Genomic DNA, 21937 nt, shown 5'->3' with positions numbered 1-21937 from the left:
GCGCACCGCCCACCGTGGGCCCATCTCCAGAGCCATTGCCATGATCAACGTCACCATCGCCAACTTCGAAACCGAGGTCATCGAAGCCTCGATGCAAACGCCCGTGCTGGTGGATTTCTGGGCGCCGTGGTGCGGCCCCTGCAAGGTCATCGGCCCGCTGCTGGAGAAGATCGAGACCGACTACGCGGGCCGTTTCAAGCTGGTGAAGATCGACTCCGACCAGGAGCAGCAACTCGCCCAGGCCTTCGGCATCCGCAGCATCCCGACCTGCGTGCTGCTCATGAACGGCCAGCCGGTGGACGGCTTCATGGGCGCGCTGCCCGAAGGCCAGATCAAGGAATTCCTGGACAAACACCTGCCCGCGGCCGAAGAAGTGGCCGCCGCCGAAGAAGAAGCCGCCGCGCTGGACGCGCTGGCCGACGGCGACGTGGAAGGCGCTCTGGAGAAATTGCAGCAGGCGGTACAGACCGACCCCAACAACGACGACGCGCGTTTCGACCTGGTGAAGCTGCTGCTGGAGCTGGAGCGCGACGACGACGCCAAGGTGGCCTTCGCCCCCGTGATCGCCAAGGCCGCCGGGGTGCGCCGGCTCGACTCGCTCAGCCGCTGGATGAAAGCGCGCGACGCCCAGGCCACCGTGGGCGACCCGCAGGCCCGCGCGGCCGAGCTGCAGGCCGCGATCAGCGCCAACAAGCGCGATTTCGACAGCCGCTTCGCGCTGGCCCAGTTGCTCATGGCCCACAGCGAGTTCGTGCCAGCGATGGACGAGTTGCTGGAAATCCTGATGCGCGACAAGGCCTGGAGCGAAGACCTGGCCCGCAAGACCTACATCGCCATCCTCGACATCATCGAGCCGCCCAAGCCCAAGGTGGCCGAAGGCCAGGTGCCCCCCGAAGACCCGACGGTGGCGACCTACCGCCGGCGACTCTCCAGCGTGGTGCTGAGCTGACCTACGGCCGCTGATCGGTCGAGGGCTTCTTCCAGAGGTTGATGCCGCCTTCCACCGCGTGCTGGTCGATGGCGGCCAGTTCGTCGGGCGTGAAGTCCAGGTGCTGCAGCGCCCCCACCAGCTCCACGATCTGCTCGGGCTTGCTGGCGCCGATCAGGGCCGAGGTCATGCCCGGCTGGCGCAGCACCCAGGCCACGGCCATCTGGGCCAGGCTCTGGTCCCGCGAGGCGGCGATCTCGTTGAGCGCGCGCACGTGGGCCAGGTTCTGTTCGCTCAGGTGCTCGGGCTTGAACGAGCCGCCGCCCGGCTGGTTGATGCGCGCCGACTCGGGAATGCCGTTGAGGTACTTGCCGGTCAGCAGGCCCTGGGCCAGCGGGCTGAAGGCGATGCAGCCGATGCCCTCGGCCCTCAGGGTGTCGAGCAGTTCGCCTTCGATCCAGCGGTTGAGCAGGCTGTAGGACGGCTGGTGGATCAGGCAGCGCACGCCCATCTGCCGCAGCAGCGCCGCGGCTTCGCGGGTCTTGCCGGCCGAGTAGCTGGAGATGCCCACGTACAGCGCCTTGCCCTGTTGCACCGCCGTGGCCAGCGCGCCCATGGTTTCTTCCAGCGGGGTGTCGGGGTCGAAGCGGTGGGAATAGAAGATGTCCACGTAGTCCAGGCCCATGCGTTTGAGGCTCTGGTCCAGGCTGGCGAGCACGTATTTGCGCGAACCGCCGCCCTGGCCGTACGGCCCGCGCCACATGTCCCAGCCGGCCTTGGTGGAGATGAGCAGTTCGTCGCGGTAGGGCCGGAAGTCGCGCCGCAGGTGTTCGCCGAAGTTGGTTTCGGCGCTGCCGGCCGGTGGTCCGTAGTTGTTGGCGAGGTCGAAGTGGGTGATGCCCAGGTCGAACGCGGTGTGCAGCAGGGCACGCTGGGTGTCCAGGTGCGTGCTGTCGCCGAAGTTGTGCCACAGGCCCAGAGAGAGCGCGGGCAGTCTGAGGCCGCTGTGTCCGCAGGTCCGGTAGGGCATGCTGTCGTAGCGGGTGGGGGCGGCGGTGTACATGGCGGGTCTCCTTCTTGTTGGCCGGTGATAAACAGCCACTCTACCCAGTAACCACCCGGAAACCCAGCCCTTTGTGTCGGCAATTGGGTTGCTCCCTGTGGGGTGTCCGACTCCGCGGATGTCCCACGGTCCAAAGCGCCCGACCCGGAAAAACCCTGCTGGGGCAGCAGGCATCGGCCGCGGCGCGGTCCACGGGTCTAGCATTGCCTGTGCATGTCGACCCTCGGCGTGGTCGGCAAGCCGTGCCGCCGACTGGGGGCGGGTGGCTGGCCGCACCACCGATGACCGCAGCCTGCGGCCGGGCCGATCTGCGTTGGCCCCTTCCAGCAGGAGACCGTCATGGACCATGCCCTTGAAAGACACGCGGCCGTGGACACGCCCCATGTGCGCCGAGTCGAAACCCTGCAGCCACTCGAATGGTTGCGCCGAGGCTACGCGGATCTCGCCCAATCGGGCCGATCGAGCCTGGCTTACGGTGTGTACATCACCGCCTTCGGTGTGATGCTGTTGGCCCTGAGTTGGGGCGCCACCTACCTGGTGCCGGCCTTTGCCGGCGGCTTCTTGCTGGTGGCGCCGTTCGTGGCCATCGGGCTGTACGCCATATCGGCGCAAATCGAACGCCACGAACGCATCGACATGGCGCGGGCCATGTTCGCCTGGCGGTCCAACGCCGGTTCGATCGCCTTGTTCGGCCTCATGCTGACGCTGTCGCTGATCCTGTGGGAGCGGGTTTCGGCGATCATCTTCGCGCTCTCCTACGGCGGCAATGTGCCCGATCTGTCGGCGGTGATCCAAGACGTGCTGTTTTCGGGCGAATACTGGCCACTGTTGCTGGCTTTCTTTGGCGTGGGCGCTGCGTTCGCGGTCATGGCGTTCACGCTGTCGGTGGTGAGTGCGCCGCTGCTGCTCGACCGGCCGGTCGACGTGGTGACGGCCGCCATCACGAGCATGCGCTGCTGCCTGGCGAACCCCGCTGCCATGGCCTTGTGGGCCGCGCTGATCGCCGGCCTGGTGCTGATCGGCTTCGCCACCTTGATGCTGGGCCTGATCGTCATCTTCCCCTTGCTGGCACATGCCAGCTGGCACGCCTACCGCGACCTCATCGTGGATGGGGCCGGATGAAGGCCGGCGCCGCCGCCATGGCCCGGCGGCGGTTCAGTGCAGGCGCAGTCCGCTGAACTGCCCGTGCCGTGCCTGGCGCATCAGCGCATGGAATTGCCGGTGGTCCAGCCGGAGCAGGCGCTCGTGATCGCCGCACTCGATGTAGACCACGCTCAGGGTTTCGAGTTCGTCATCGACCACCGTCTCCAGGCCCCAGACCATGCCCAGCGCGGGCACGGCACCGCGTTCGCAGTCGGGGAACAACGCGGCAATGCGGTTCTCGTCGGCCAGGCGCAGGTGCTGGCGCTCCAGCAGCTGCGACACCCGGCCCAGCCGCACGTAGCGATCGGCCGGCACCACGGCCATCACGCAGCCGATGTCGTCTTCTAGCACGACGGCCTTGGCCAGCTGGTGCGGCGACACATGCGCGGCATGGGCGGTGTCCGAGCTGCCGCGGGTGTGCCGATGGCGCTGGACCTCGTATTCGGCGTCCTGCGCCTGCAGGAAGGATGACAAGCGAGGGGGAATGAACATGGCGGCCTCCAACTCAATGTCAATGCGCTGCCCCATGGCTGCCGCTGTGCTCGCCCTGCCGCTCCCTCGGTTGGGGCACTTCGGTTGGGCCACTCAGACGGACCAGCCCGAGGCCGCCAGCCAGTGGTCGGCCAGCAGCAGCGCAAACAGCGCGAACAGATAAACGATGGAATAGCGGAAGGTGGACATCGCCAGCGCGATGTCCCGGCGCAGGCGCCAGGCGCAGGCGATGAAGCGCGCACCGAGGGCGAGTGCGCCGAACAGGTAGAGAGGGCCGCTCATGCCGATGGCCACCGGCAGCAGCGACACCGCGCCCAGGGCGATGCTGTAGTACAGGATCTGCGCCGTGGTGTAGGGCACGCCGCGCACCACCGGCAGCATCGGGATGCCGGCGCGGGCGTAGTCGTCGCGGCGGTGGATCGCCAGGGCCCAGAAATGCGGCGGCGTCCAGATCAGGATGATGAGGAACAGCACCAGCGCGCCCGCGTCCACCTGGCCCGTCACCGCCACCCAGCCCAGCAGCGGAGGCGCAGCACCGGCGGCGCCCCCGATGACGATGTTCTGCGGCGTGCGCTTCTTGAGCAACAGGCTGTAGACCACCGCATAACCCAGCAACGATGCCAGCGTGAGCACGGCGCACAGCGGGTTGCTCACCCACAGCAGCAGCGCCAGGCCGGCCAGGCCCAGGGCGATGGCGAAGACGACCGCCTGCGCCGTGCCCAGCACACCGCGTGGCAGCGGCCGGCCCCGCGTGCGCGCCATCAGCGCGTCGATACGCTGGTCGATCACGTGGTTGGCGGCGGCCGCGCTGGCGGCCACCAAGCCGATGCCCAGGGTGCCAAAGACCAGCACCGTCCAGGGCGGCCACCCCGCTCGCGACAGCAGCATGCCGACGAGCACCGTGAACATCATCAGCGCGATGACCCGGGGCTTGACCAGTTCGACATAACTGCGCCAGGGCATCACCCTGCCACGCGGCAGGGGCACGGCCAGTGCGGTGGGAGGCTTCGACATGGCGCAGGCCCTCGTGGGGTTTCCAGGTTGAACGCTAACGGAAGAAAAGCAGCCGCGTCAGGTGCACGTAGCCGGCCTCCGAGGCCATCAGCCCCACCAGCGCGATCAGGGCCAGCGGCGGCAGCAGGATGGCGTAGATCAGCGCCAGCCGCTCCCAGGCCAGGTGCATGAACACGGCCACGATGAGGCCGGCCTTCAGCAGCATGAAGATGAGGATCAGGCTCCAGCGCAGCATGCCCTGCAGGTGGTAGTAGTCCACGGCGTAAGACATCGTGCTCAGCACGAAGAGCAGGGCCCAGACTTTCAGGTACAGGCCGATCGGGTGCTGTTGCTGCCCGTCGACGGCATCGCTGGTCGTGTGCATGGCGTTCACCACAGGTAGAACAAGGCGAAGATGAAGACCCACACCAGGTCGACGAAGTGCCAGTAAAGGCCAGCGATCTCGACGATCTGGTAGTTGCCTTCGGATGCGCCGGCCTTGGGGCCGTCATACCTCCCGCGCAGCAGGCGCACGGCAACGACGATCAGGTAGATCACCCCGGCCGTGACGTGTAGGCCGTGAAAGCCGGTGATCATGAAGAAGGTGGAGCCGAACTGCGCCGCGCCCATCGGGTTGCTCCAGGGGCGCACGCCTTCGTCGACGATCAGCTTGGTCCACTCGAAGGCCTGCATGCCGACGAACATGGCGCCGAAGGCCGCGGTCACGAACATCAGCCGCGCTGCGTTGACACGGTCACGGCGGTAGGCGCAGTTGACGGCCATCGCCATGGTGCCGCTGCTGGTGATGAGCACGAAGGTCATCACCGCGATCAGCAGCAGCGGAATGTCGGCACCGCCGACGTGCAGCGCGAAGACCTCGCTCGGGTTCGGCCACGGCACGGTGGTGGACATGCGCACCGTCATGTAGCCGGTGAGGAAGCTGCCGAAGATGAAGGTGTCGCTGAGCAGGAAGAACCACATCATCGCCTTGCCCCACGCGACGTGGAAGGCCTGGCGGTCGGACGACCAGTCGGCCACCAGCCCGCGCAGCCCCGTCACCGGCGCAGAGGTCCCGGTGCTCGGTGGGGTGACGTGGGTGGCGATGTTGCCCATGGCGGTCTTTCAGGCGTCGCCGCAGATGAAGCGCACCACTTCCGGCGTCAGCCAGCCGAGCGCGGCGAACAGCACGGCCCACACGGCGAACAGGAAGTGCCAGTAGCGTGCACACAGCGTGATGTGCAGGGCCAGGCGTCGCGGCTCGGCCGGCGCTGCAATGGCCGACTGCACGGTGGCGCTCCAGGCGACCAGGCCGCCGATCACGTGCAGCCCGTGCAGCGCGGTGAGCACATAGAAGAAACTCGCCGCCGGGTTGCCCGCGAGCACCACGCGGGCGTCCAGCAGGCTTTGCCAGGCCCACAGCTGCGAGCCCAGAAAGGCCATCGCGGCCACGCCGCCGACCAGCAGCAGGCGCCTCGCCCGGGCGTGGCGCAGCGCATGCGCCGCCGTGGCCGAACGCTGCAGCAGCAGGCCGCCGGCCAGCAGCAGCGCACTGCTCAGCCACAGCTGGGGCGGCATCGCAATCGGCGACCAGTCGGCCGCATCCATGCGCATCGCGTAGGCGACGAGGAACAAGGCGAACAGCACGCTGACCACGCCCATGAACAGCCACAGGCCGGTCGCGGCGGCGCGCGCCCGGGTGGCGGCCGGGTCCCCGATCTGCAGCGTGGTGGTGTTCATGAGCGGGCTCCGTCATGGGGCGACGCCGGCGCCTCGGCTTCCTGGCCGCCGGCCAGTGCCGGCGCATCTTGTGCAATGAAATCCTGTGCGGCGCCTGGCACGCTGTAGGCGTAGGCCCAGCGGTGCACCACCGGCAGCTGCGGGCCCCAGTTGCCATGGCGCGGCGGCGTGTGCGGCGTGGCCCATTCCAGCGATGCCGCGCGCCAGGGGTTGGTCTCGGCAGGGCGCCCGCGCCAGGCGCTCCACAGCAGGTTGAAGACGAACAGCAGCTGCGCCGCGCCCACGATCAAGGCCACCACGGTGATGAAGGCGTTGAGCGTGTGGGCCGAGGCGGGAATGAACGCGTAGTTCGCGTAGTCGTAGTAGCGCCGCGGCATGCCCATCACGCCCAGGTAATGCATCGGAAAGTAGATCGCGTAGGTGCCGAGGAAGGTGATCCAGAAGTGGATGCGCCCGAGCCGCTCGTCGAGCATGCGGCCGGTGACCAAGGGGTACCAGTGCGTGATGGCGCCGAACACCACCAGCAGCGGCGCCACGCCCATCACCATGTGGAAGTGGGCGACGACGAAATAGGTGCCCGACAGCGGGATGTCGACACTGACGTTGCCCAGGAACAGCCCCGTCAGCCCACCGGCCAGGAAGGTGAGGATGAAGGCCAGCGTGAACAGCATCGGCACCGTGAGGTGTATGTCGCCGCGCCACAGCGTGAGCACCCAGTTGTAGACCTTGATGGCGGTGGGCACCGCGATGATCAGCGTGCTGGTGGCGAAGAAGAAGCCGAACCACGGGTTCATGCCGCTCACGAACATGTGGTGCGCCCACACCACGAAGCTCAAGCCCCCGATGACCACGATGGCCCAGACCATGGTGCGGTAGCCGAAGATCGCCTTGCGCGCATGCACGCTGATGAGGTCGGACACGATGCCGAAGGCCGGCAACGCGACGATGTAGACCTCGGGGTGGCCAAAGAACCAGAACAGGTGCTGGAACAGCAGCGGGCTGCCGCCTTTGTGGCTGGTGGCCTGCCCCATTGACATGAGTGCGGGCATGAAGAAGCTGGTGCCCAGGGTCTTGTCCAGCAGCATCATCACGCCGCTCACGAAGAGCGCCGGAAACGCCAGCAGCGCGAGGATGGTGGCCACGAAGATGCCCCACACCGACAGCGGCATGCGCAGCAGCGTCATGCCTTCGCAGCGGGCCTGCAGCACCGTGGTGACGTAGTTCAGGCCGCCCATGGTGGTGGCGACGATGAAGATCAGCAGCGACACCAGCATCAGGATGATGCCCCAGTCGTGCCCCGGCGTGCCGGGCAGGATGGCCGCCGGCGGGTAGAGCGTCCAGCCCGCGCCGGTGGGGCCGCCGGGTACGAAGAAACTGGCCATCAGCACGATCACGCTGAGCAGGTAGACCCAGAAGCTCAGCATGTTCATGTACGGGAACACCATGTCGCGCGCACCGATCATGAGCGGGATCAGGTAGTTGCCGAAGCCGCCGAGGAACAGCGCCGTGAGCAGGTAGATCACCATGATCATCCCGTGCATGGTCACGTACTGGTAGTAGCGTTCGGCGTTGATGAACTCGAACACGCCGGGAAAGCCGATCTGCAGCCGCATCAGGTTGGACAACAGCAGGCCCACCAGCCCGACCGCGATGGCCGTGCAGGCGTACTGCACCGCGATCACCTTGTGGTCCTGACTCCAGACGTAGCGGGTGATGAAGCTGCGTGGAGCGTCATCGTGGTGGCTGGTGTCGATGAGGGCCATGGCGGGCGTCCTGTGGGGGTCAGGGCCGAGCGGGCGCGGGGCCCTGGGTCTTGATGTAGGCCACCAGCGCGTCGAGTTCGTCGGCGGTCAGTTCGAACTGCGGCATCACCGGCGCGAAGCCTTTCACGTTGCGCGCCTTCGGGTTGCGGATGAAGCCGCGCAGGTAGTCCTCGTCGACCCGCGCGGTGGAGCCGTCGGCGAAGGTTTCGGTCTTGCCGAACAGGCCTTGCCAGGTCGGGCCCACGCCGGGCCGGCCGTCCACCGTGTGGCAGGCCACGCAGCCCTTGGACTGCGCAAGCGCCCGGCCCAGCGCCGCAATGTCCTGCACACCGCCTCCCGCCGCGCTGTCGGCCTTGGCCAGCGTCGCCGCGAAGCTGGGTTGCTGCTGCAGCCAGGCCCGCCAGGCGGTCTCATCCTCCACCACGACCACGCCGCGCATGGCCGGGTGCCCCACGCCGCACAGCTGCGCACACATCGACTCGAAACGGCCCGCCCGGGTGGGCGTGAACCAGAACCAGCTCACCTGGCCCGGCACGATGTTCATGCGCGCGCGGAACTGCGGCACGAAGAAGTCGTGCAGCACGTCGTGCGAGCGCGTCAGCACCTTCACCGACCGGTCCGTCGGCAGGTGAACCTCGTTGGCATCGATCAGCGTGTCGTCCTGCGCGGCGGGGTCGGCCGGGTCCAGGCCGAAGGGGTTTTCGGCCGACACAAAACGCAGGTCGGTGCCGCCCAGCTTGCCGTCCGCACCTGGCATGCGGAAGCGCCATTGCCATTGCTGGCCGAGGATTTCGAGCAGCATCGCGTCAGCCGGCGGGTCGATGTAGCGCGCGTACACCAGCAGGCCAGGGGCCAGCAGTGCCACGATGCCCAGGGTGGTGATGCCGCCCAGCCAGCGCTCAAGGCGTTTGTTGTCGGGCTCGTAAGCGGCGCGTGCGCCCGGGCGGTGGCGGAAGCGCCACAAGGTGTAGACCACGAACAGGTTGATGGCGACAAAGAACACCCCGGTGACGACAACGGTGATGGTCAGCGTGTCGTCCATCGATGCCCAGTTCGACGCCAACGGCGTGAGCCACCAAGGGGTCACAAGATGGAAAACCACCGTTGCGGCGACGATCAGCAGCAGTGCGATGGCGATGACCATGGCGTCTAGGGCGCGCAGGCGAAAGCGAATGGCTCGCGCAGCGGCCCCCCCCGTGATCGATGCGATCCCATGTCCATGGTTCCCTCCGGTGGTGGCGCGCCAGCGCCTTGTTACCGCGGTTCAGGTTCTCAGGGAAAGGCCGGAATATTGGGTTCGATGCCTTCCAGGTGGGCCTCGGGATGCAAAGCCTGCAGCCGCGACTCGATGGCCTCGACACGCCCTGGCGGCACGTCCAGCATCAGCAGGATCTGCCCCTGCTGGATCGCCCGCTCGAACCGCCTGAGCCGCTGGCTGGGGATGGACACACCGATCATGCTCGAGGCCCAGGTGCCGAAGATCGCACCCACCATCGCGAGCACGACGACCAAGCCCCATCGCGGTGGCTCGCCGGGAACCTGCAGATACCACGCCACCACCAGACCCGCCGCGGAACCCAGGACCGCGCCGATGAGCGCACCCCACTGGGCGGCGCGCACCACGTCGGAGGTCTGCAGGACGTTGGCCACGTGCAGGCCGGAGAGGTTGATGTCTTCGCGGCCGACAAAGTGCATGTGTCGCTCGTCGATGCGAGCCAACAGCATGTCATCCGTCGTCCTGCGGGCGCTGGCCACATCGGGCAGCAGCCAGTAGATACGCTTGCTCATAGGGGCCTCCTTCCGCTCAGCGGTGTGGCATGCAATGCAAGCTCTCAAACCTTCCTGATCAGCGACACCCCTCTGGGTGCCTGTTGGGTGGTTTGTACGCCCCATTCGCGGCCCTGTCCAAGCCACGAAAAAGACCACGATTCGGTATCAAGAATCGGGGGCTGCACCCGCCACGCCATCAACCCGAGAGATGCAGAAAACAAGAAGCCCCGCCGCCCAAAAAAGCAACGAGGCCGAAGTGTCCCAATCCGAGGCCACCGCGGAACCGGCTCCGCCGGGCCGCCAGTGGCGCCCCCTGGGGGGTGACGCCGCAGGCGGCGCAGGGGGTCCTATTTCTATTTAGCTGTGGGCATCACGAACTCGGCCCCTTTGCCGATGCTCTCGGGCCAGCGCTGCATGATGGATTTCTGCTTGGTGTAGAAGCGCACGCCCTCTTCGCCGTAGGCGTGCATGTCGCCGAACAGGCTCTTCTTCCAGCCACCGAAGCCCTGCCAGGCCATGGGCACGGGGATCGGCACATTGATGCCGACCATGCCCACCTGGATGCGGCGGGCGAACTCACGCGCCACGTTGCCGTCGCGCGTGAAGCAACTGGTGCCGTTGCCGAACTCGTGGGCGTTGATCAGGTTCACCGCCTCGGCGAAATCGTGCACGCGCACGCAGCTGAGCACCGGGCCGAAGATCTCTTCCTTGTAGATGCGCATCTCGGGGGTCACGTTGTCGAACAGCGTACCGCCCATCCAGAAACCGCCTTCGCAACCCTCGCCGGGCTGCTTCGCATCGAACTGGCGACCGTCCACCAGCAGCTCGGCGCCTTCGGCCGCGCCCACCTCGATGTAGCCCGTGATGCGCTGGTGCGCGGCGGCGGTCACGATGGGGCCCATCTCGGCGGCGAGGTTGGTGCCGTTGAGCACCTTCAGCGCTTTCGTGCGCTCGATCAGCTTGGGCATGATCTTGTCGGCCACGTCGCCCACCAGCACCGCCACGCTGATGGCCATGCAGCGCTCGCCGGCCGAGCCGTAGGCCGCGCCGATCAGCGCGTCCACCGCCTGGTCGAGGTCGGCGTCGGGCATGACCACCATGTGGTTCTTCGCGCCGCCCAGGGCCTGCACGCGCTTGCCGTGGTGGGCGCCGGTCTCGTAGATGTAGTTCGCAATGGGGGTGGAGCCGACGAAGCTGATGGCCTTCACGTCCGGGTGCACCAGCAGCGCGTCCACGGCTTCCTTGTCGCCCTGGACCACGTTGAACACGCCGTCGGGCAGGCCGGCCTGCTTCAACAGCTCGGCCATGAACAGGCTGGCGCTGGGGTCGATCGGGCTGGGCTTCAACACAAAGGTGTTGCCCGCGGCAATCGCCACCGGGAACATCCACATGGGCACCATCACGGGGAAGTTGAACGGCGTGATGCCGGCCACCACGCCCAGCGCCTGGCGGATGGTCCAGTTGTCCATGCCGGTGGAGACCTGGTCGGTGAAATCGCCCTTGAGCAGCTGCGGGATGCCGCAGGCGAATTCGATGATGTCGATGCCGCGCGCCACCTCGCCCTGCGCGTCGGTGAACACCTTGCCGTGTTCGGCGGTGATCAGGTGGGCCAGCGTGTCCTTGTGCTGGTTCACCAGTTCCAGGAACTTGAACATCACGCGCGCGCGGCGGATCGGCGGCGTGTCGGACCAGGCGGGGAATGCGGCCTGCGCGGCTGCCACGGCCGTGTCCACATCGGCGGCGCTGGCCAGCGCCACGCGGCCGGTGACGGCGCCGGTGGCGGGGTTGAACACGTCCTGCGCGCGGGGGGAAGTGCCGGCTGCGCGGGCGCCAGCGATGTAGTGGGTGATGGCGGTGGTCATGGTGTGTCTCGCTGAAGGATGGACATCGGTTTCTGAGCTGTCTCGCCAGTGTAGGAACCGACCTCTCTCGATACAAGGCCGGAAAGCTGAATTGATTGTTCAGTATGGTGAACAATACGGCCCATGAACCCACCGAAGATCCACGAACGGCATCAAGAGCTCTGGGGCCACTTCCACTGGCTGGGCGTGTTGGCCCAGCAGGGCAGCTACACGGCGGCGGCCGCGCGGCTGGGCGTGAGCAAGGCGGCGGTGAGCCAGCGCATCGCCGAGCTGGAGCGCATGGCGGGCGTGGCGCTGGTGCAGCGCACCACGCGCAGCGTGCGGCTGACGGAGGCCGGCCAGCGGCTGGTGGACGACACCCGGGCCTCGTTCGAGCACATCGCGCAGTGTTTCGCCCAGGTGCGCGACGCGGCGGGTGAGCCACGCGGCCTGCTGCGCGTGACGGCGCCAGTGGCCTTCGCCCGCCAGCAACTGGTGCCGCGCCTGGCCGGTTTCCTGCGCCAGTACCCCGAGGTGCGGCTGGAGCTGAACCTGTCGGACCACCTGAGTTCGCTGGCCACCGAGGGCTTCGATCTGGCGATCCGCCACACCGCCAACCCACCCGACACGCACGTGGCCTGGACGCTGTGCGCCACGCGCTCGGTGCTGGTGGCCAGCCGCGCCTACCTGCGCCGCCAGGGCACGCCGCAGCGGCCCGCCGACCTGACGCAGCACAACTGCCTGCACTACCCGCGCTCGCAGGACACGCCGGCCTGGACGCTGGAGCCGCTCACGCCCCAGGCCGGTACCGAGCGGGTGACCGTGCAGGTGTCGGGTTCGCTGGCGGCCAACAACAGCGAGGCGCTGCGCGACGCCGCGCTGAGCGGGCTGGGCATTGCGCTGCTGCCCGACTTCAGCGCCCAGGCCAGCCTGCTCGCGGGCAAGCTGGTGCAGGTGCTCCCCGGCTGGAAACCGGTGGGCGCCTTCGCCGAACAGCTCTACGCGATCCGCCCCTATTCGGCCCACGTGCCGCGCGCGGTGACGGCCCTGGTGGCCTATCTGCGGGAGGCGCTGGCGCCGGGGTTTGGTTTGTAGCGTGAACACCCCTGCGGCACGGGCGGCTTGCGTCCACCCGCTAAGCTCCCCACATGGATTCACTGACCCAGATCGCGCTTGGTTCGGCCGTGAGCGTGGCCGTCATGGGACGCCGCACCGCCGTGTGGAAAGCGGCGCTCTGGGGCGCCGTGGCCGGCACCCTGCCCGACCTTGATGCCTTCATCGACCACGGCGACGCCATGCTCAACATGACGCGCCACCGCGCCGAAAGCCACGCGCTGTTCTTCCTGACGCTGGCCGCGCCGCTGCTGGCCTGGGCCGTGGCGCGCCTGCATGGCGAAGCGGCCGGGTTCAAGCGCCGGGCCGCCCCAAGCGAGAACCGCACCCCCTTGGGGGGCAGCGACCCGCATAGCGGCGGAGCGTGGGGGCAAGATTTCCAGCGCCGGGCCGCCCCCAGCTTGAACCGCACCCCCTCGGGGGGCAGCGACCCGCGCAGCGGCGGAGCGTGGGGGCGTTGGACACTCGCGCTCTGGCTGGCGCTCATCACCCACCCGCTGCTCGACGCCATGACGGTCTACGGCACGCAGCTGCTGCAGCCCTTCACCGACCACCCCTACGGCGTGGGCAGCGTCTTCATCATCGACCCGGCCTACACCGTGCCGCTGATCGTGGGCGTGGTCGCGGCCATGCGCCTGAAAAACACGCGCGGCCTGCGCTGGAACGCCGCGGGCCTGGTGCTCAGCACGCTCTACCTGGTCTGGGGCGTGGTCGCGCAGCAGCATGTGGAGCGCATCGCACGCGACTCGCTGCGGCAAAACGGCATTCACCCGCAGGGCCTGCTCGTCACCCCCGCGCCCTTCAACACGGTGCTCTGGCGGCTGGTGGCCGTCACGCCCACGCGGTATTTCGAAGGCCACTACTCGCTGCTGGACGCCCAGCCCACCCTGCGCTGGACCGCGCACGAACGGGGCGCCGCGCTGATCGCCGCGCACGGCAGCGAACCGGCGGTGGCGCGCATGGCGGCGTTCACCCATGGCTTCTACAGCCTCTCGGAAACCGACGGCCACCTGTTCGTGACCGACCTGCGCATGGGCCAGGAACCCGCCTACACCTTCCGCTTCAACCTGGGCAGCGCCACGGCGCGGGCCAACGGCGGCCATCGGCCCACGCTCGAAGGCATGCGCCCCGACCTGGGCACCGCCCTGCCCTGGTTGTGGCAGCGTCTGCTGGGGAACGACACCCCGCCACCCTGGCAAGTGACGCAGGGCGGCCGCGCCGGGTAGGCGCGCCCCGCGTCCCGTGGGCAGCCGCGGTGGCTTGCCCGAAACCGCTGGGCGCGGCACGATGCAGCCGGCTTGAGCCATTCACCCCCAACCGGAGACAAACCATGATCAAGGTCAGCGTGATGTACCCCAATACCCCCGGCACGCACTTCAACCACGACTACTACCGCGACAAACACATGCCGCTGGTGAAGTCCCGCCTGGGCAAGCATCTGCTGTACTACACGGTGGACAAAGGACTGGCCGGCGGTGCGCCCGGCACCGAGCCGCTCTACGCCGCCTGCGGCCACCTGTTCTGCCCCTCGGTGGAAGCGTTCCAGGCCGGGTTTGGGCCGCACACGAAAGAGATCATGGGCGACATTCCGAACTACACCGACATCGCGCCGGTGATCCAGATCAGCGAAGTGGTGGTCGCCAAACCCTGAGCGCTCAGCGGTTGAAGGCCGCTCAGCGCTCCTGCAGCGCGAGCTGGGCGCCCAGCCCGGCGAAGGCCGCGGCAAAACCCCGGCGCAGCCAGGCCTGCACGCGCGCCGACTCGATGACGGCCTTGCGAAACGCGTGGGCCAGCAGGCCATAGGCCACGAACACCGCAAACGTCATGGCCATGAACACAGCGCTCAGCAGCAGCAGGGCCGCCAGCGGCGAGGCGGCCGCCGGGTCCACGAACTGCGGCAGAAAGGCCAGGAAGAAGATGGTCAGCTTGGGGTTGAGGATGTTGAGCAGGAAGGCCTTGAACACGATGCTCCGGCCCGAGCGCTGCGCGGCCTGCCCGTCCACGGCGAACGCGCCGCGGTCCTTCCAGGTGGCCCAGGCCACGTAGAACAGATAGGCCACACCCGCGTAACGCAGCACCTCGAACGCCAGCGCGCTGGTGTGCATGACCGCCGCCAGGCCCAGGATGGTGGCCAGCAGATGCGGCACGATACCCAGCGTGCAGCCCAGCGAAGCCAGCACGCCCGCCCGCCGCCCCTGCAGCAGCGCGGTGGACACGGTGAAGATCACCCCGGTGCCGGGAATGAGCACCACGATGAGCGAGGTGATGAGGAATTCAAGACCGATCATGAGCATGCCCTTCTGACGTATTGAACCTGGCGGAGCGATAGCGCCACATGATGCCCGATGTGCGGCCGCTGCGACAGCGCCCTCGAAGCGTCAAAGCGTGACGCGCCGGTCCGGGAAGGCATTTCCCCTTTCAAGCCATCAGCAAGGTGAACACGATGATCACCAGCCCGAGCCCCAGGTTGATACCCACCCAGGTGCGGATGGACGCGAGCGCCGCGCCGCCCGCGGGCCAGTCGCTGGCCAGCACGGCGCGGCTCAGGCGCTTGAACAGGGCGAACCGGATGTGGCCGAAGATGGCCATCATCACGATGCCGAGCGTGGCCATGATGGTCCAGTCCAGGGGCATGTTGAAGGCCAGCCCGGCCTGCGCCGACTCTCTGGCCAGGCGGGCGATCATCCACAGCCCCGTGACCAGCACCAGCAGCACGGCGACCAGCACCGCGGCGAAGAAGCGTTGCAGGGTCGCGTACATCAGGCGCACACGCAGCGGTGGCTCCAGCTGCAGCGCGGCCGGGCGCAGAAAGAAGTGGGCGAACACCATGCCGCCCACCCACACGATGATGGCGAGAACGTGGAGCAGTTTGAGCGTCGCGTAGATCATGGTTGTAGAGGTGTGGGTCGAATGGATGGTCTGGAACCGCAACACCCGCGTGCAACGACGAATGCAGCGGCATCGTAGCAAAGGGTGCGCGAACGTGCACCGACCCATTCGGTTTTTTGCATGCCTGATGCGTGAGATCTGTATTTCTCGCCAGCCGGCATCGACTCCATACTGCGATCGGGCCTTGCCCCCACACAACCAACGACCGGAGACAACATGTTCATCAATCGCCGAGCCTTCGTGGGCTTGCTGGGCGCATCCAGCCTCGCCTTCCCTTCCCTGGCGCAAGCCATGAACCTACGCATCCTGGTCGGCTACGCAGCCGGTGGCGCCGTCGACGTGGTAGCCCGCGCCGTGGCCGAAGGCCTGCGCGACACGGGCTACACCGTGATCGTTGAAAACAAGGCGGGGGCCTCAGGTCGCCTCGCCACCGAAGCCCTGCTGGCCGCGCCCGCCGACGGCACCACATTGATTCTGGCGCCTCAAGGCAACCTGACCTTGTATCCACACGTGGTCAAGGCGAAGTTCGATCCGCTCAAGGAACTCACGCCCATCGCCCCGGCCTGCCGCATGAGCTTTGCGCTGGCCGTGGGCGCAAGCAGCCCAGCCACCAGCCTGCAGGATTTCCTGGCACAGGCGGCCAGGACGCCGGCCATGGCCTCCTTTGGCACACCTGGCGCAGGCACCGCCATGCAATTCATCGGCACCTTGCTGGGCAAGCACGCCAACGTCTCTTTCACCCACGTGGCCTACAAGGGCGGGTCGGCCGCCGTGACCGACACCGTGGGCGGCCATTTGCCGGCCGTGATCACCACGACACCCAACCTGCTGCCCATGCACCGCAGCGGGCAACTGCGCATCCTCGCGATATCGGACGACGTACCCAATGCGGCGCTCCCGGGGGTGCCGACCTTCAAAGCGGCAGGTTTCCCGGACTTGAGCATCAGCGAGTCGTTTGCCTTCTTTGCACGCCGTGGCACCACACCGGCGCTGGTTTCCCAACTCAACCAGGCCATCGGCGCCGCGGTGAGGTCGCCCAAGGTGTCACAAGTGCTGGAGAAAGCCGAATTCACCCCGCTGACCATGAGCTCCGAAGCCATGGACAAGCAACTGCGGGCTGAACACGCCCGTTGGGCGCGCGTCGTCCAGTCGGTGGGCTACACGCCGGAAAACTGAGCCGCTGGCTCACCCCCTCAGGAGATACCGTGCCCCGTCAAAACCTGGTGGTGATCATGTCCGATGAACATGATCCGAGAGTCATGGGCTGTGCCGGCCACCCAGTGGCCCAAACGCCCCACCTGGACGCGCTGGCCGCCCGCGGCACCCGCTTCACCCAGGCCTACACCCCAAGCCCGATCTGTGTGCCCGCACGCGCCGCTTTTGCCACTGGCCTGCGCGTGCACCAGACGCGCCACTGGGACAACGCCATGCCCTACACCGGCGCGCCACGCGGCTGGGGTCATGTGCTGCAGCGGCACCGGGTTCGCGTCGAGAGCATTGGCAAGCTGCACTACCGCAGTGACGAAGACCCCGCCGGATTCGACCTCGAGCACATTCCCATGCACGTCGTCGGTGGCCACGGCATGGTCTGGGCATCGATCCGGGACCCCTACGTCAGCAGCCCCAACGGCAAACGCATGCTGGGTGATCGCATCGGCGGCGGCGAGTCGCACTACACCTCGTACGACCGGTCCGTCACCGAACGCTCGGTGCAATGGCTGCAGGCAGCGGCGCAGCAGCCCTTCGTGCTCTATGTCGGCCTGGTGGCACCCCACTTCCCCCTGATCGCACCCCAGGCGTTCTTCGACCTGTACCCGCTGGACCACCTGCCCACGCCCAAACTGCACCCGGCTGACGGGTACCAGCGGCACCCCTGGGTGCAGGACTACGCCGCCTTCATGGACAACGAGGATCAGTTCGAGTCGCCCGAAGAACGCCTGCGCGCCTTCGCCGCCTACTACGGCCTGTGCAGCTTCCTGGACCACAACGTGGGCCAGATCCTCGACGCGCTGCGCGAAGCCGGGCTGGAAGACAGCACCACCGTCGTCTACACCTCCGACCATGGCGACAACCTGGGCACGCGTGGCCTGTGGGGAAAGTCCACCCTGTACCAGGAGAGCGTGCGTGTGCCCATGATCCTGGCCGGGCCGGGTGTGGCGCCTGCGGTGTGCGACACGCCCGTGGACCTGCTGGACCTGTTTCCGACCATCCTGGAAGGCACGGGCATTGACCCGGCCCCAGAAATGGGCGAACGCCCCGGGCGGTCGCTGTTCGCGCTGGCCGCTGGCGCGCCCCAGCCAGAGCGTGTGGTGTTCAGCGAATACCACGCCGCTGGCAGCAACACCGCCGGTTTCATGGTGCGCAAGGGGCGCTGGAAGTTCCACTACTACGTGCGCCACCGGCCTGAACTGTTCGATCTGGACGACGATCCTGAGGAATTGCACGATCTCGCCGGCGACCCCGCACACAGCGGGGTCGTGCAGGCCATGGAAGCCGAACTGCGCCGCATCTGCGACCCCGAAGCGGTGGATGCGCTGGCCAAGGCCGATCAGGCGGCCATGATCGAGCGCCTGGGCGGCCAGGCGGTGGCGGCCACACTGGGTTCGGGCGGTGCCACGCCGGTACCGACAGCGGCCCTGGTGCCAGCCGTTTCGGTCTGAGCACCGCGCCCAGTGTGTCGCGGTAGAGTGACTCCATGACGCTCAGGCAACTGAAGTACTTCGTTGAAATCGCACGCGCCGGCAGCATCACCACCGCCGCCAATACCCTGCACATCGCCCAGCCGGCCCTCAGCCACCACGTGGCGGCGATGGAAGAAGAACTGGGGGCGCCGCTTTTGACGCGCCATGCCCGCGGCGTCGAGCTGACAGCGGAGGGACGGCGCCTGCTGGACCGTGCAACTTCCATCCTGCGTCAGATCGACAGCATCAAGGACGACGTGCGCGGTTCGGCCAGCGAAGCACGCGGCAACGTCAGCCTCTGTCTGGTGGGCTCGGTGGCGCCGGTGCTGGCCGTCCCGCTGTTCCGCGCCCTGAGGGAACGTGCTCCTGCGGTACAGCTGCAGCTGAGTACGGGCATGTCGCGCGAGGCGCGCGCTCTGGTGGAGGCACGTCGGGTCGATCTGGCGCTGCTGCCCATCGCCTCGGAGATCTCGCGCCTGGAAGCGATTCCGCTCTTCGAAGAGCGCTTTTTCCTCTTCGGCGCCGCCCGCACCTGGGGCGTCGAATCGGGCCCCATCCGCTTTGCCGACATCGGTGACCGCCCGCTGGTGGCGCCCGACCGCGAGCACGATCTGCGCAAACTCATAGAGCGCACCGCCCTCTCGCTGGGGTGCCCGCTGAACGTGCGCTACGAACTCAACAACCCCGAGCTGTACCGCGACATGGTCAGCGAAGGCCTGGCCTGCGCGGTGATGCCGCGCAACGCATTGGCCGCATCCGCTTCAGCGGGGGTGGTGGCCCGCGAAATCACCGAACCGGCCATCGAACGCACCCAGAGCCTGGTGTGGCTGGTGGACCATCCCCTGACCCCGGCCGGGGAAGCCGTGCGCAGCGCCCTGGTGGAAGTGGTCGGCACGCTGATCGACAATGGCGCCCTGCTGGCCAGAAAGCTCCCCTGAAACCATCCACCTTGTTGCGCCAAGAGCTCCTGTCCGTGCTGCTGGATTCAGCGGGCATCCTCAACGCGCAACGCGTGTACCAACCAGCGCACTGCGGGCACGCGACTCACAAGTCGGTTGTCACGCCGTAGGCATCGCGACGCTGCAGCTTGTAAGGCGGCAAGCCCTTGAGCATGCGCCGGCCATAGTTCTGGCGCAGCAAGCGCGCGTCGTAACAAACCACCACCGCTTCGTCGGTCTCGCTGCGCAGGGCCCGGCCGGTCCATTGCAGCAGGCGCGCGCCGGTGGCGGGCACCACGAGTTCGCTGAACGGGTCGCGGCCCTGGGCCTTGAGCCAGTCGGCGCGCGCCTGGCCCACCGGGTCGCCGGGTGAGGCGAACGGCAACTTGGTGATGAACACCCACTCGCAGAGCTCGCCGGGCAGGTCCAGCCCTTCGCCGAACGACTGCAGTCCGAACAGGATGGACGGCTCACCGGCCTGCACGCGCTCGGCGTGGCGGCGCAGCAGTTGGGTGCGCGAGGCCTCGCCCTGCGCCAACACCGCCCCGCGCAGATCGCTGTGCAGGCCGCGCTCCAGCAGTTCCTGCGCACGCCGCATCTGCGCCTTGGAGGTGAACAGCACCAGCGCGCCGCGCTGCACGGCGGCCAGATCGCTCATGAGCGCGTCCAGCATTTCGCGGGTGTAGGCCTCCACGTCTTTCGGGTCGGCCCGGGTCTGCACCACGACCAGCCGGCCCTGGCGCGCGTGGTCGAACGGGCTTTGCACTTCGCGGGCCACCACGGCGGCGTCGTACGCCAGGCCGGACTCGTGCAGGAAGTGCTCGAAGCCGCCGCAGGTGACGAGCGAGGCCGAGGTGACGACGGCCGCGCGCACCTTGTTCCAGAGCTGGTTGCGCAGCAGGCTACCGGGCTGCAGCGGGCAGGCGTGGGCGGTGAGCGTGACCAGGCCGTGCTGGATGCCGGCTTCGAGCCATTTGGCCAGCGGCGCCTGGCCGGCGGCCGGGTCCTGCAGCCAGAGTTCGGCCGTGGCCTGCGCGTGCTGCAGGCGCGGCGCGAGCACGCCCAGGCGGCTATAAAGCTTGGCGCAGCGCGCGGCGTCGCCGGGGTTGTCGCGCGCGTTGGCCTTGAGCTGGGTGGCCAGCGCCTCCATCACTTTGAGCAGCGCGCTGGCGCGGCTGTGCAGTTGCGCCACCGTTTCCAGCCACTCGGGTGGCAGCGCGCCGCCTTCAAAACGATCGACCACCGGTGGCGCCTGGTACCCCCGTTCGGGCGGGGCCGCCTGGCGAAACCCGCCGCGCGCCGAGCCTCTGCCCCCTTCGGCGGGCTCGGGCGTGCGCCCGCGCCCGGTGAGCGCCAGCCACTCGGGCAGCGCGCCGATGCGCGCCATGGCCAGGCGGGCCAGTTCGCCCTGCGCGGTCTTCAGTTCGCGCGCCAGCGTGGCCACGTCCACGCCCGGCGTGTGCTGCAGCGCGCCGGCCACTTCGTCCACCGCGCGCGGCAGGCGGTCCAGCCACTGGCTGCGCATCAGGTCCATGCTTTCGGTGAACTGCCCCTGCGCGACGGCGCCCAGGTGGTGCGCTTCGTCGAACACGAGGTAACAGTCTTCGGGCGCGGGCAACGCGTGCAGGCCCAGGGTGGAGAGCAGCAGGTCGTGGTTGACCACGATCACCTGCGATTGCGCGAGCCGGGCGCGCGCCTGGTAGTAGCTGCAGCTGTTGTAGCTCGGGCAGTGGCGTGCTGTGCAGGTGTGGCGCTCGGCGGCCACCGGGCCCCACAGCTCGCCTTCGGGCGGTTCGTCGAGCCGGTCGCGGTCGCCGTCCCAGCTGCCGGCGTCGAGCGAGGCCGTCCACTGCGCGTACTGTTGGGCGCGCTCGCTCCAGCGCTCGGCCGCGCGGGCGCTGGCGGCGGCGTTGGCCACGGTGCTGGCGGCCACCGCCGCGGGCGAGGCATCGGCGGCACCGAGCGCGTCGTCGCTCTCGAACAGGTCGGCGCTGGCGGCGTCGCCGCCGCTGAGCTGGTCGAGCTTGAGGCGGCACACGTAGCGTCCGCGCCCTTTGGCGAGCGCGAACGTGAACGGCTCGGGCAGCGCGGCGGCCAGCGCGGGCAGGTCCTTGGCGATCAGCTGTTCCTGCAGCGCCACGGTGGCGGTGGAGATGATCACGCGCTTTTGTTGCGCCAGGGCCAGCGGGATCACGGTGGAGGCATAGGCCGCCGATTTGCCCACGCCGGTACCGGCCTGCACCACCGCGATGCCACGCTCGGGCAAGCCCGCCTCAGCGCTGACCGAGCCGTCGCCGAGCGACACGCCGCTGAGCGTGTGCGCGATCAGCGCGGCCATTTCGCGCTGGCCGGGGCGCGCGCGAAAGCCCGGGGCGTGCGAGACCATGTGGTCGAACGCGGCCAGGGCCAGCGCCTCGCGCGCCAGCGGACCGCCGGGCAACACATCGGGCTCGGCGGGTGAGGCTTCGGGGGATTCGGCGCTCTGGGTCATGCGGAAGAACAGGCAAACGGGGATTGTCACAGACCGCGGGTGTCTGGGCGGTGTGAAGGGCCGGTGTCCTGGGTTGCTGTGCGGCGGTCGTGCGG

21 protein-coding genes are annotated in these 21937 nt (G+C 68.1%); 8 read left to right on the top strand and 13 right to left on the bottom strand.

Features of this window, described 5'->3' with window-relative positions; all coding sequences use genetic code 11:
• The first annotated feature begins 40 nt into the window (after positions 1–40).
• The gene (trxA, locus tag AC07YZ_RS23920; protein ID WP_494796604.1) at positions 41–949 is read left to right on the top strand and encodes a thioredoxin; all 909 of its coding nucleotides are present in this window, start codon (positions 41–43) and stop codon (positions 947–949) included.
• 1 nt (position 950) lies between these two features.
• Here trxA and mgrA read toward each other — a convergent pair whose 3' ends face one another.
• A complete protein-coding gene (gene mgrA, locus AC07YZ_RS23915; RefSeq protein WP_494796603.1) occupies positions 951–1991 on the bottom strand; it encodes an L-glyceraldehyde 3-phosphate reductase in 1041 nt (346 codons plus the stop codon).
• A gap of 339 nt (positions 1992–2330) precedes the next feature.
• On the opposite strand from mgrA, the gene AC07YZ_RS23910 reads away from it, so the two are divergent.
• On the top strand, positions 2331–3113 hold the full coding sequence (locus AC07YZ_RS23910; protein WP_494796602.1) for a DUF2189 domain-containing protein: 783 nt from the start codon (positions 2331–2333) through the stop codon (positions 3111–3113).
• Positions 3114–3146: 33 nt separating this feature from the next.
• Here the strand turns inward: AC07YZ_RS23910 and AC07YZ_RS23905 are convergent, their stop codons facing one another.
• From AC07YZ_RS23905 to AC07YZ_RS23865, 9 genes are all read right to left on the bottom strand, one after another.
• A complete protein-coding gene (locus tag AC07YZ_RS23905) occupies positions 3147–3626 on the bottom strand; it encodes an aminoacyl-tRNA deacylase (protein ID WP_226491084.1) in 480 nt (159 codons plus the stop codon).
• Positions 3627–3719: 93 nt separating this feature from the next.
• Positions 3720–4589: a heme o synthase gene (gene cyoE / locus AC07YZ_RS23900; RefSeq protein ID WP_494796613.1), complete on the bottom strand. Its 870-nt coding sequence runs from the start codon at positions 4587–4589 to the stop codon at positions 3720–3722.
• 85 nt (positions 4590–4674) lie between these two features.
• Positions 4675–5004, bottom strand: coding sequence for a cytochrome C oxidase subunit IV family protein (locus tag AC07YZ_RS23895; protein WP_494796601.1), 330 nt, complete (start codon positions 5002–5004; stop codon positions 4675–4677).
• A 5-nt stretch (positions 5005–5009) separates the two neighbouring features.
• Complete coding sequence (locus tag AC07YZ_RS23890) at positions 5010–5732, bottom strand: heme-copper oxidase subunit III family protein (RefSeq protein ID WP_494796600.1); 723 nt, start codon at positions 5730–5732, stop codon at positions 5010–5012.
• 9 nt (positions 5733–5741) lie between these two features.
• Positions 5742–6356 (bottom strand): cytochrome c oxidase subunit 3, encoded by a 615-nt coding sequence (locus tag AC07YZ_RS23885; RefSeq protein ID WP_226491081.1) that lies wholly within the window; start codon positions 6354–6356, stop codon positions 5742–5744.
• A complete protein-coding gene (locus AC07YZ_RS23880) occupies positions 6353–8119 on the bottom strand; it encodes a cytochrome c oxidase subunit I (protein ID WP_494796599.1) in 1767 nt (588 codons plus the stop codon). The genes AC07YZ_RS23885 and AC07YZ_RS23880 overlap by 4 nt, the downstream gene beginning before the upstream one ends.
• A 19-nt stretch (positions 8120–8138) precedes the next feature.
• The gene (locus AC07YZ_RS23875) at positions 8139–9263 is read right to left on the bottom strand and encodes a cytochrome c oxidase subunit II (RefSeq protein ID WP_494796598.1); all 1125 of its coding nucleotides are present in this window, start codon (positions 9261–9263) and stop codon (positions 8139–8141) included.
• Positions 9264–9391: 128 nt separating this feature from the next.
• Positions 9392–9907 (bottom strand): DUF1269 domain-containing protein, encoded by a 516-nt coding sequence (locus tag AC07YZ_RS23870; RefSeq protein WP_226491078.1) that lies wholly within the window; start codon positions 9905–9907, stop codon positions 9392–9394.
• Positions 9908–10242: 335 nt separating this feature from the next.
• Positions 10243–11751, bottom strand: a complete 1509-nt coding sequence (locus AC07YZ_RS23865; RefSeq protein ID WP_494796597.1) for a CoA-acylating methylmalonate-semialdehyde dehydrogenase — start codon at positions 11749–11751, stop codon at positions 10243–10245.
• A gap of 123 nt (positions 11752–11874) precedes the next feature.
• Here AC07YZ_RS23865 and AC07YZ_RS23860 point away from each other — a divergent pair, with 123 nt between their 5' ends.
• The 3 genes from AC07YZ_RS23860 (at position 11875) to AC07YZ_RS23850 (ending at position 14494) form a co-directional block, all read left to right on the top strand.
• Positions 11875–12825, top strand: coding sequence for a LysR family transcriptional regulator (locus AC07YZ_RS23860; RefSeq protein WP_494796596.1), 951 nt, complete (start codon positions 11875–11877; stop codon positions 12823–12825).
• 53 nt (positions 12826–12878) lie between these two features.
• Complete coding sequence (locus AC07YZ_RS23855; RefSeq protein ID WP_494796595.1) at positions 12879–14069, top strand: metal-dependent hydrolase; 1191 nt, start codon at positions 12879–12881, stop codon at positions 14067–14069.
• A gap of 104 nt (positions 14070–14173) precedes the next feature.
• Positions 14174–14494 carry an EthD family reductase gene (locus AC07YZ_RS23850; protein ID WP_494796594.1) on the top strand — a complete coding sequence of 107 codons (321 nt, stop codon included), beginning with the start codon at positions 14174–14176 and terminating at the stop codon, positions 14492–14494.
• 22 nt (positions 14495–14516) lie between these two features.
• Here AC07YZ_RS23850 and AC07YZ_RS23845 read toward each other — a convergent pair whose 3' ends face one another.
• Both AC07YZ_RS23845 and AC07YZ_RS23840 read right to left on the bottom strand, forming a co-directional pair.
• Positions 14517–15131 (bottom strand): LysE family translocator, encoded by a 615-nt coding sequence (locus tag AC07YZ_RS23845; RefSeq protein WP_226491073.1) that lies wholly within the window; start codon positions 15129–15131, stop codon positions 14517–14519.
• A gap of 130 nt (positions 15132–15261) precedes the next feature.
• On the bottom strand, positions 15262–15732 hold the full coding sequence (locus AC07YZ_RS23840; RefSeq protein ID WP_494796593.1) for a CopD family protein: 471 nt from the start codon (positions 15730–15732) through the stop codon (positions 15262–15264).
• Between the two features lie 216 nt (positions 15733–15948).
• Between AC07YZ_RS23840 and AC07YZ_RS23835 the strand changes: the two genes are divergently transcribed.
• From AC07YZ_RS23835 to AC07YZ_RS23825, 3 genes are read left to right on the top strand one after another with little or no spacing between them, the layout of a single operon-like run.
• Positions 15949–16908 (top strand): tripartite tricarboxylate transporter substrate-binding protein, encoded by a 960-nt coding sequence (locus tag AC07YZ_RS23835; protein ID WP_494796592.1) that lies wholly within the window; start codon positions 15949–15951, stop codon positions 16906–16908.
• 29 nt (positions 16909–16937) lie between these two features.
• Positions 16938–18392 carry a sulfatase family protein gene (locus AC07YZ_RS23830; protein ID WP_494796591.1) on the top strand — a complete coding sequence of 485 codons (1455 nt, stop codon included), beginning with the start codon at positions 16938–16940 and terminating at the stop codon, positions 18390–18392.
• Positions 18393–18427: 35 nt separating this feature from the next.
• The gene (locus AC07YZ_RS23825; RefSeq protein WP_494796590.1) at positions 18428–19351 is read left to right on the top strand and encodes a LysR family transcriptional regulator; all 924 of its coding nucleotides are present in this window, start codon (positions 18428–18430) and stop codon (positions 19349–19351) included.
• A gap of 106 nt (positions 19352–19457) precedes the next feature.
• Here AC07YZ_RS23825 and dinG read toward each other — a convergent pair whose 3' ends face one another.
• Positions 19458–21872, bottom strand: a complete 2415-nt coding sequence (dinG, locus tag AC07YZ_RS23820; RefSeq protein ID WP_494796589.1) for an ATP-dependent DNA helicase DinG — start codon at positions 21870–21872, stop codon at positions 19458–19460.
• Positions 21873–21937: the final 65 nt, after the last annotated feature.

The sequence above is a fragment of the Hydrogenophaga sp. GW101-3F08 genome (genome assembly GCF_059424585.1).
Note: the sequence above shows the minus strand (reverse complement) of the source record. Positions and strands in the feature narration are given on the sequence as shown.

Excerpts from the sequence above, each read along its gene's own strand:
- trxA (WP_494796604.1), top strand. The coding sequence starts at position 41 with ATGATCAACGTCACCATCGCCAACTTCGAAACCGAGGTCATCGAAGCC.
- mgrA (WP_494796603.1), bottom strand. The coding sequence starts at position 1,991 with ATGTACACCGCCGCCCCCACCCGCTACGACAGCATGCCCTACCGGACC.
- AC07YZ_RS23910 (WP_494796602.1), top strand. The coding sequence starts at position 2,331 with ATGGACCATGCCCTTGAAAGACACGCGGCCGTGGACACGCCCCATGTG.
- AC07YZ_RS23905 (WP_226491084.1), bottom strand. The coding sequence starts at position 3,626 with ATGTTCATTCCCCCTCGCTTGTCATCCTTCCTGCAGGCGCAGGACGCC.
- cyoE (WP_494796613.1), bottom strand. The coding sequence starts at position 4,589 with ATGCCCTGGCGCAGTTATGTCGAACTGGTCAAGCCCCGGGTCATCGCG.
- AC07YZ_RS23895 (WP_494796601.1), bottom strand. The coding sequence starts at position 5,004 with ATGCACACGACCAGCGATGCCGTCGACGGGCAGCAACAGCACCCGATC.
- AC07YZ_RS23890 (WP_494796600.1), bottom strand. The coding sequence starts at position 5,732 with ATGGGCAACATCGCCACCCACGTCACCCCACCGAGCACCGGGACCTCT.
- AC07YZ_RS23885 (WP_226491081.1), bottom strand. The coding sequence starts at position 6,356 with ATGAACACCACCACGCTGCAGATCGGGGACCCGGCCGCCACCCGGGCG.
- AC07YZ_RS23880 (WP_494796599.1), bottom strand. The coding sequence starts at position 8,119 with ATGGCCCTCATCGACACCAGCCACCACGATGACGCTCCACGCAGCTTC.
- AC07YZ_RS23875 (WP_494796598.1), bottom strand. The coding sequence starts at position 9,263 with ATGGTCATCGCCATCGCACTGCTGCTGATCGTCGCCGCAACGGTGGTT.
- AC07YZ_RS23870 (WP_226491078.1), bottom strand. The coding sequence starts at position 9,907 with ATGAGCAAGCGTATCTACTGGCTGCTGCCCGATGTGGCCAGCGCCCGC.
- AC07YZ_RS23865 (WP_494796597.1), bottom strand. The coding sequence starts at position 11,751 with ATGACCACCGCCATCACCCACTACATCGCTGGCGCCCGCGCAGCCGGC.
- AC07YZ_RS23860 (WP_494796596.1), top strand. The coding sequence starts at position 11,875 with ATGAACCCACCGAAGATCCACGAACGGCATCAAGAGCTCTGGGGCCAC.
- AC07YZ_RS23855 (WP_494796595.1), top strand. The coding sequence starts at position 12,879 with ATGGATTCACTGACCCAGATCGCGCTTGGTTCGGCCGTGAGCGTGGCC.
- AC07YZ_RS23850 (WP_494796594.1), top strand. The coding sequence starts at position 14,174 with ATGATCAAGGTCAGCGTGATGTACCCCAATACCCCCGGCACGCACTTC.
- AC07YZ_RS23845 (WP_226491073.1), bottom strand. The coding sequence starts at position 15,131 with ATGATCGGTCTTGAATTCCTCATCACCTCGCTCATCGTGGTGCTCATT.
- AC07YZ_RS23840 (WP_494796593.1), bottom strand. The coding sequence starts at position 15,732 with ATGATCTACGCGACGCTCAAACTGCTCCACGTTCTCGCCATCATCGTG.
- AC07YZ_RS23835 (WP_494796592.1), top strand. The coding sequence starts at position 15,949 with ATGTTCATCAATCGCCGAGCCTTCGTGGGCTTGCTGGGCGCATCCAGC.
- AC07YZ_RS23825 (WP_494796590.1), top strand. The coding sequence starts at position 18,428 with ATGACGCTCAGGCAACTGAAGTACTTCGTTGAAATCGCACGCGCCGGC.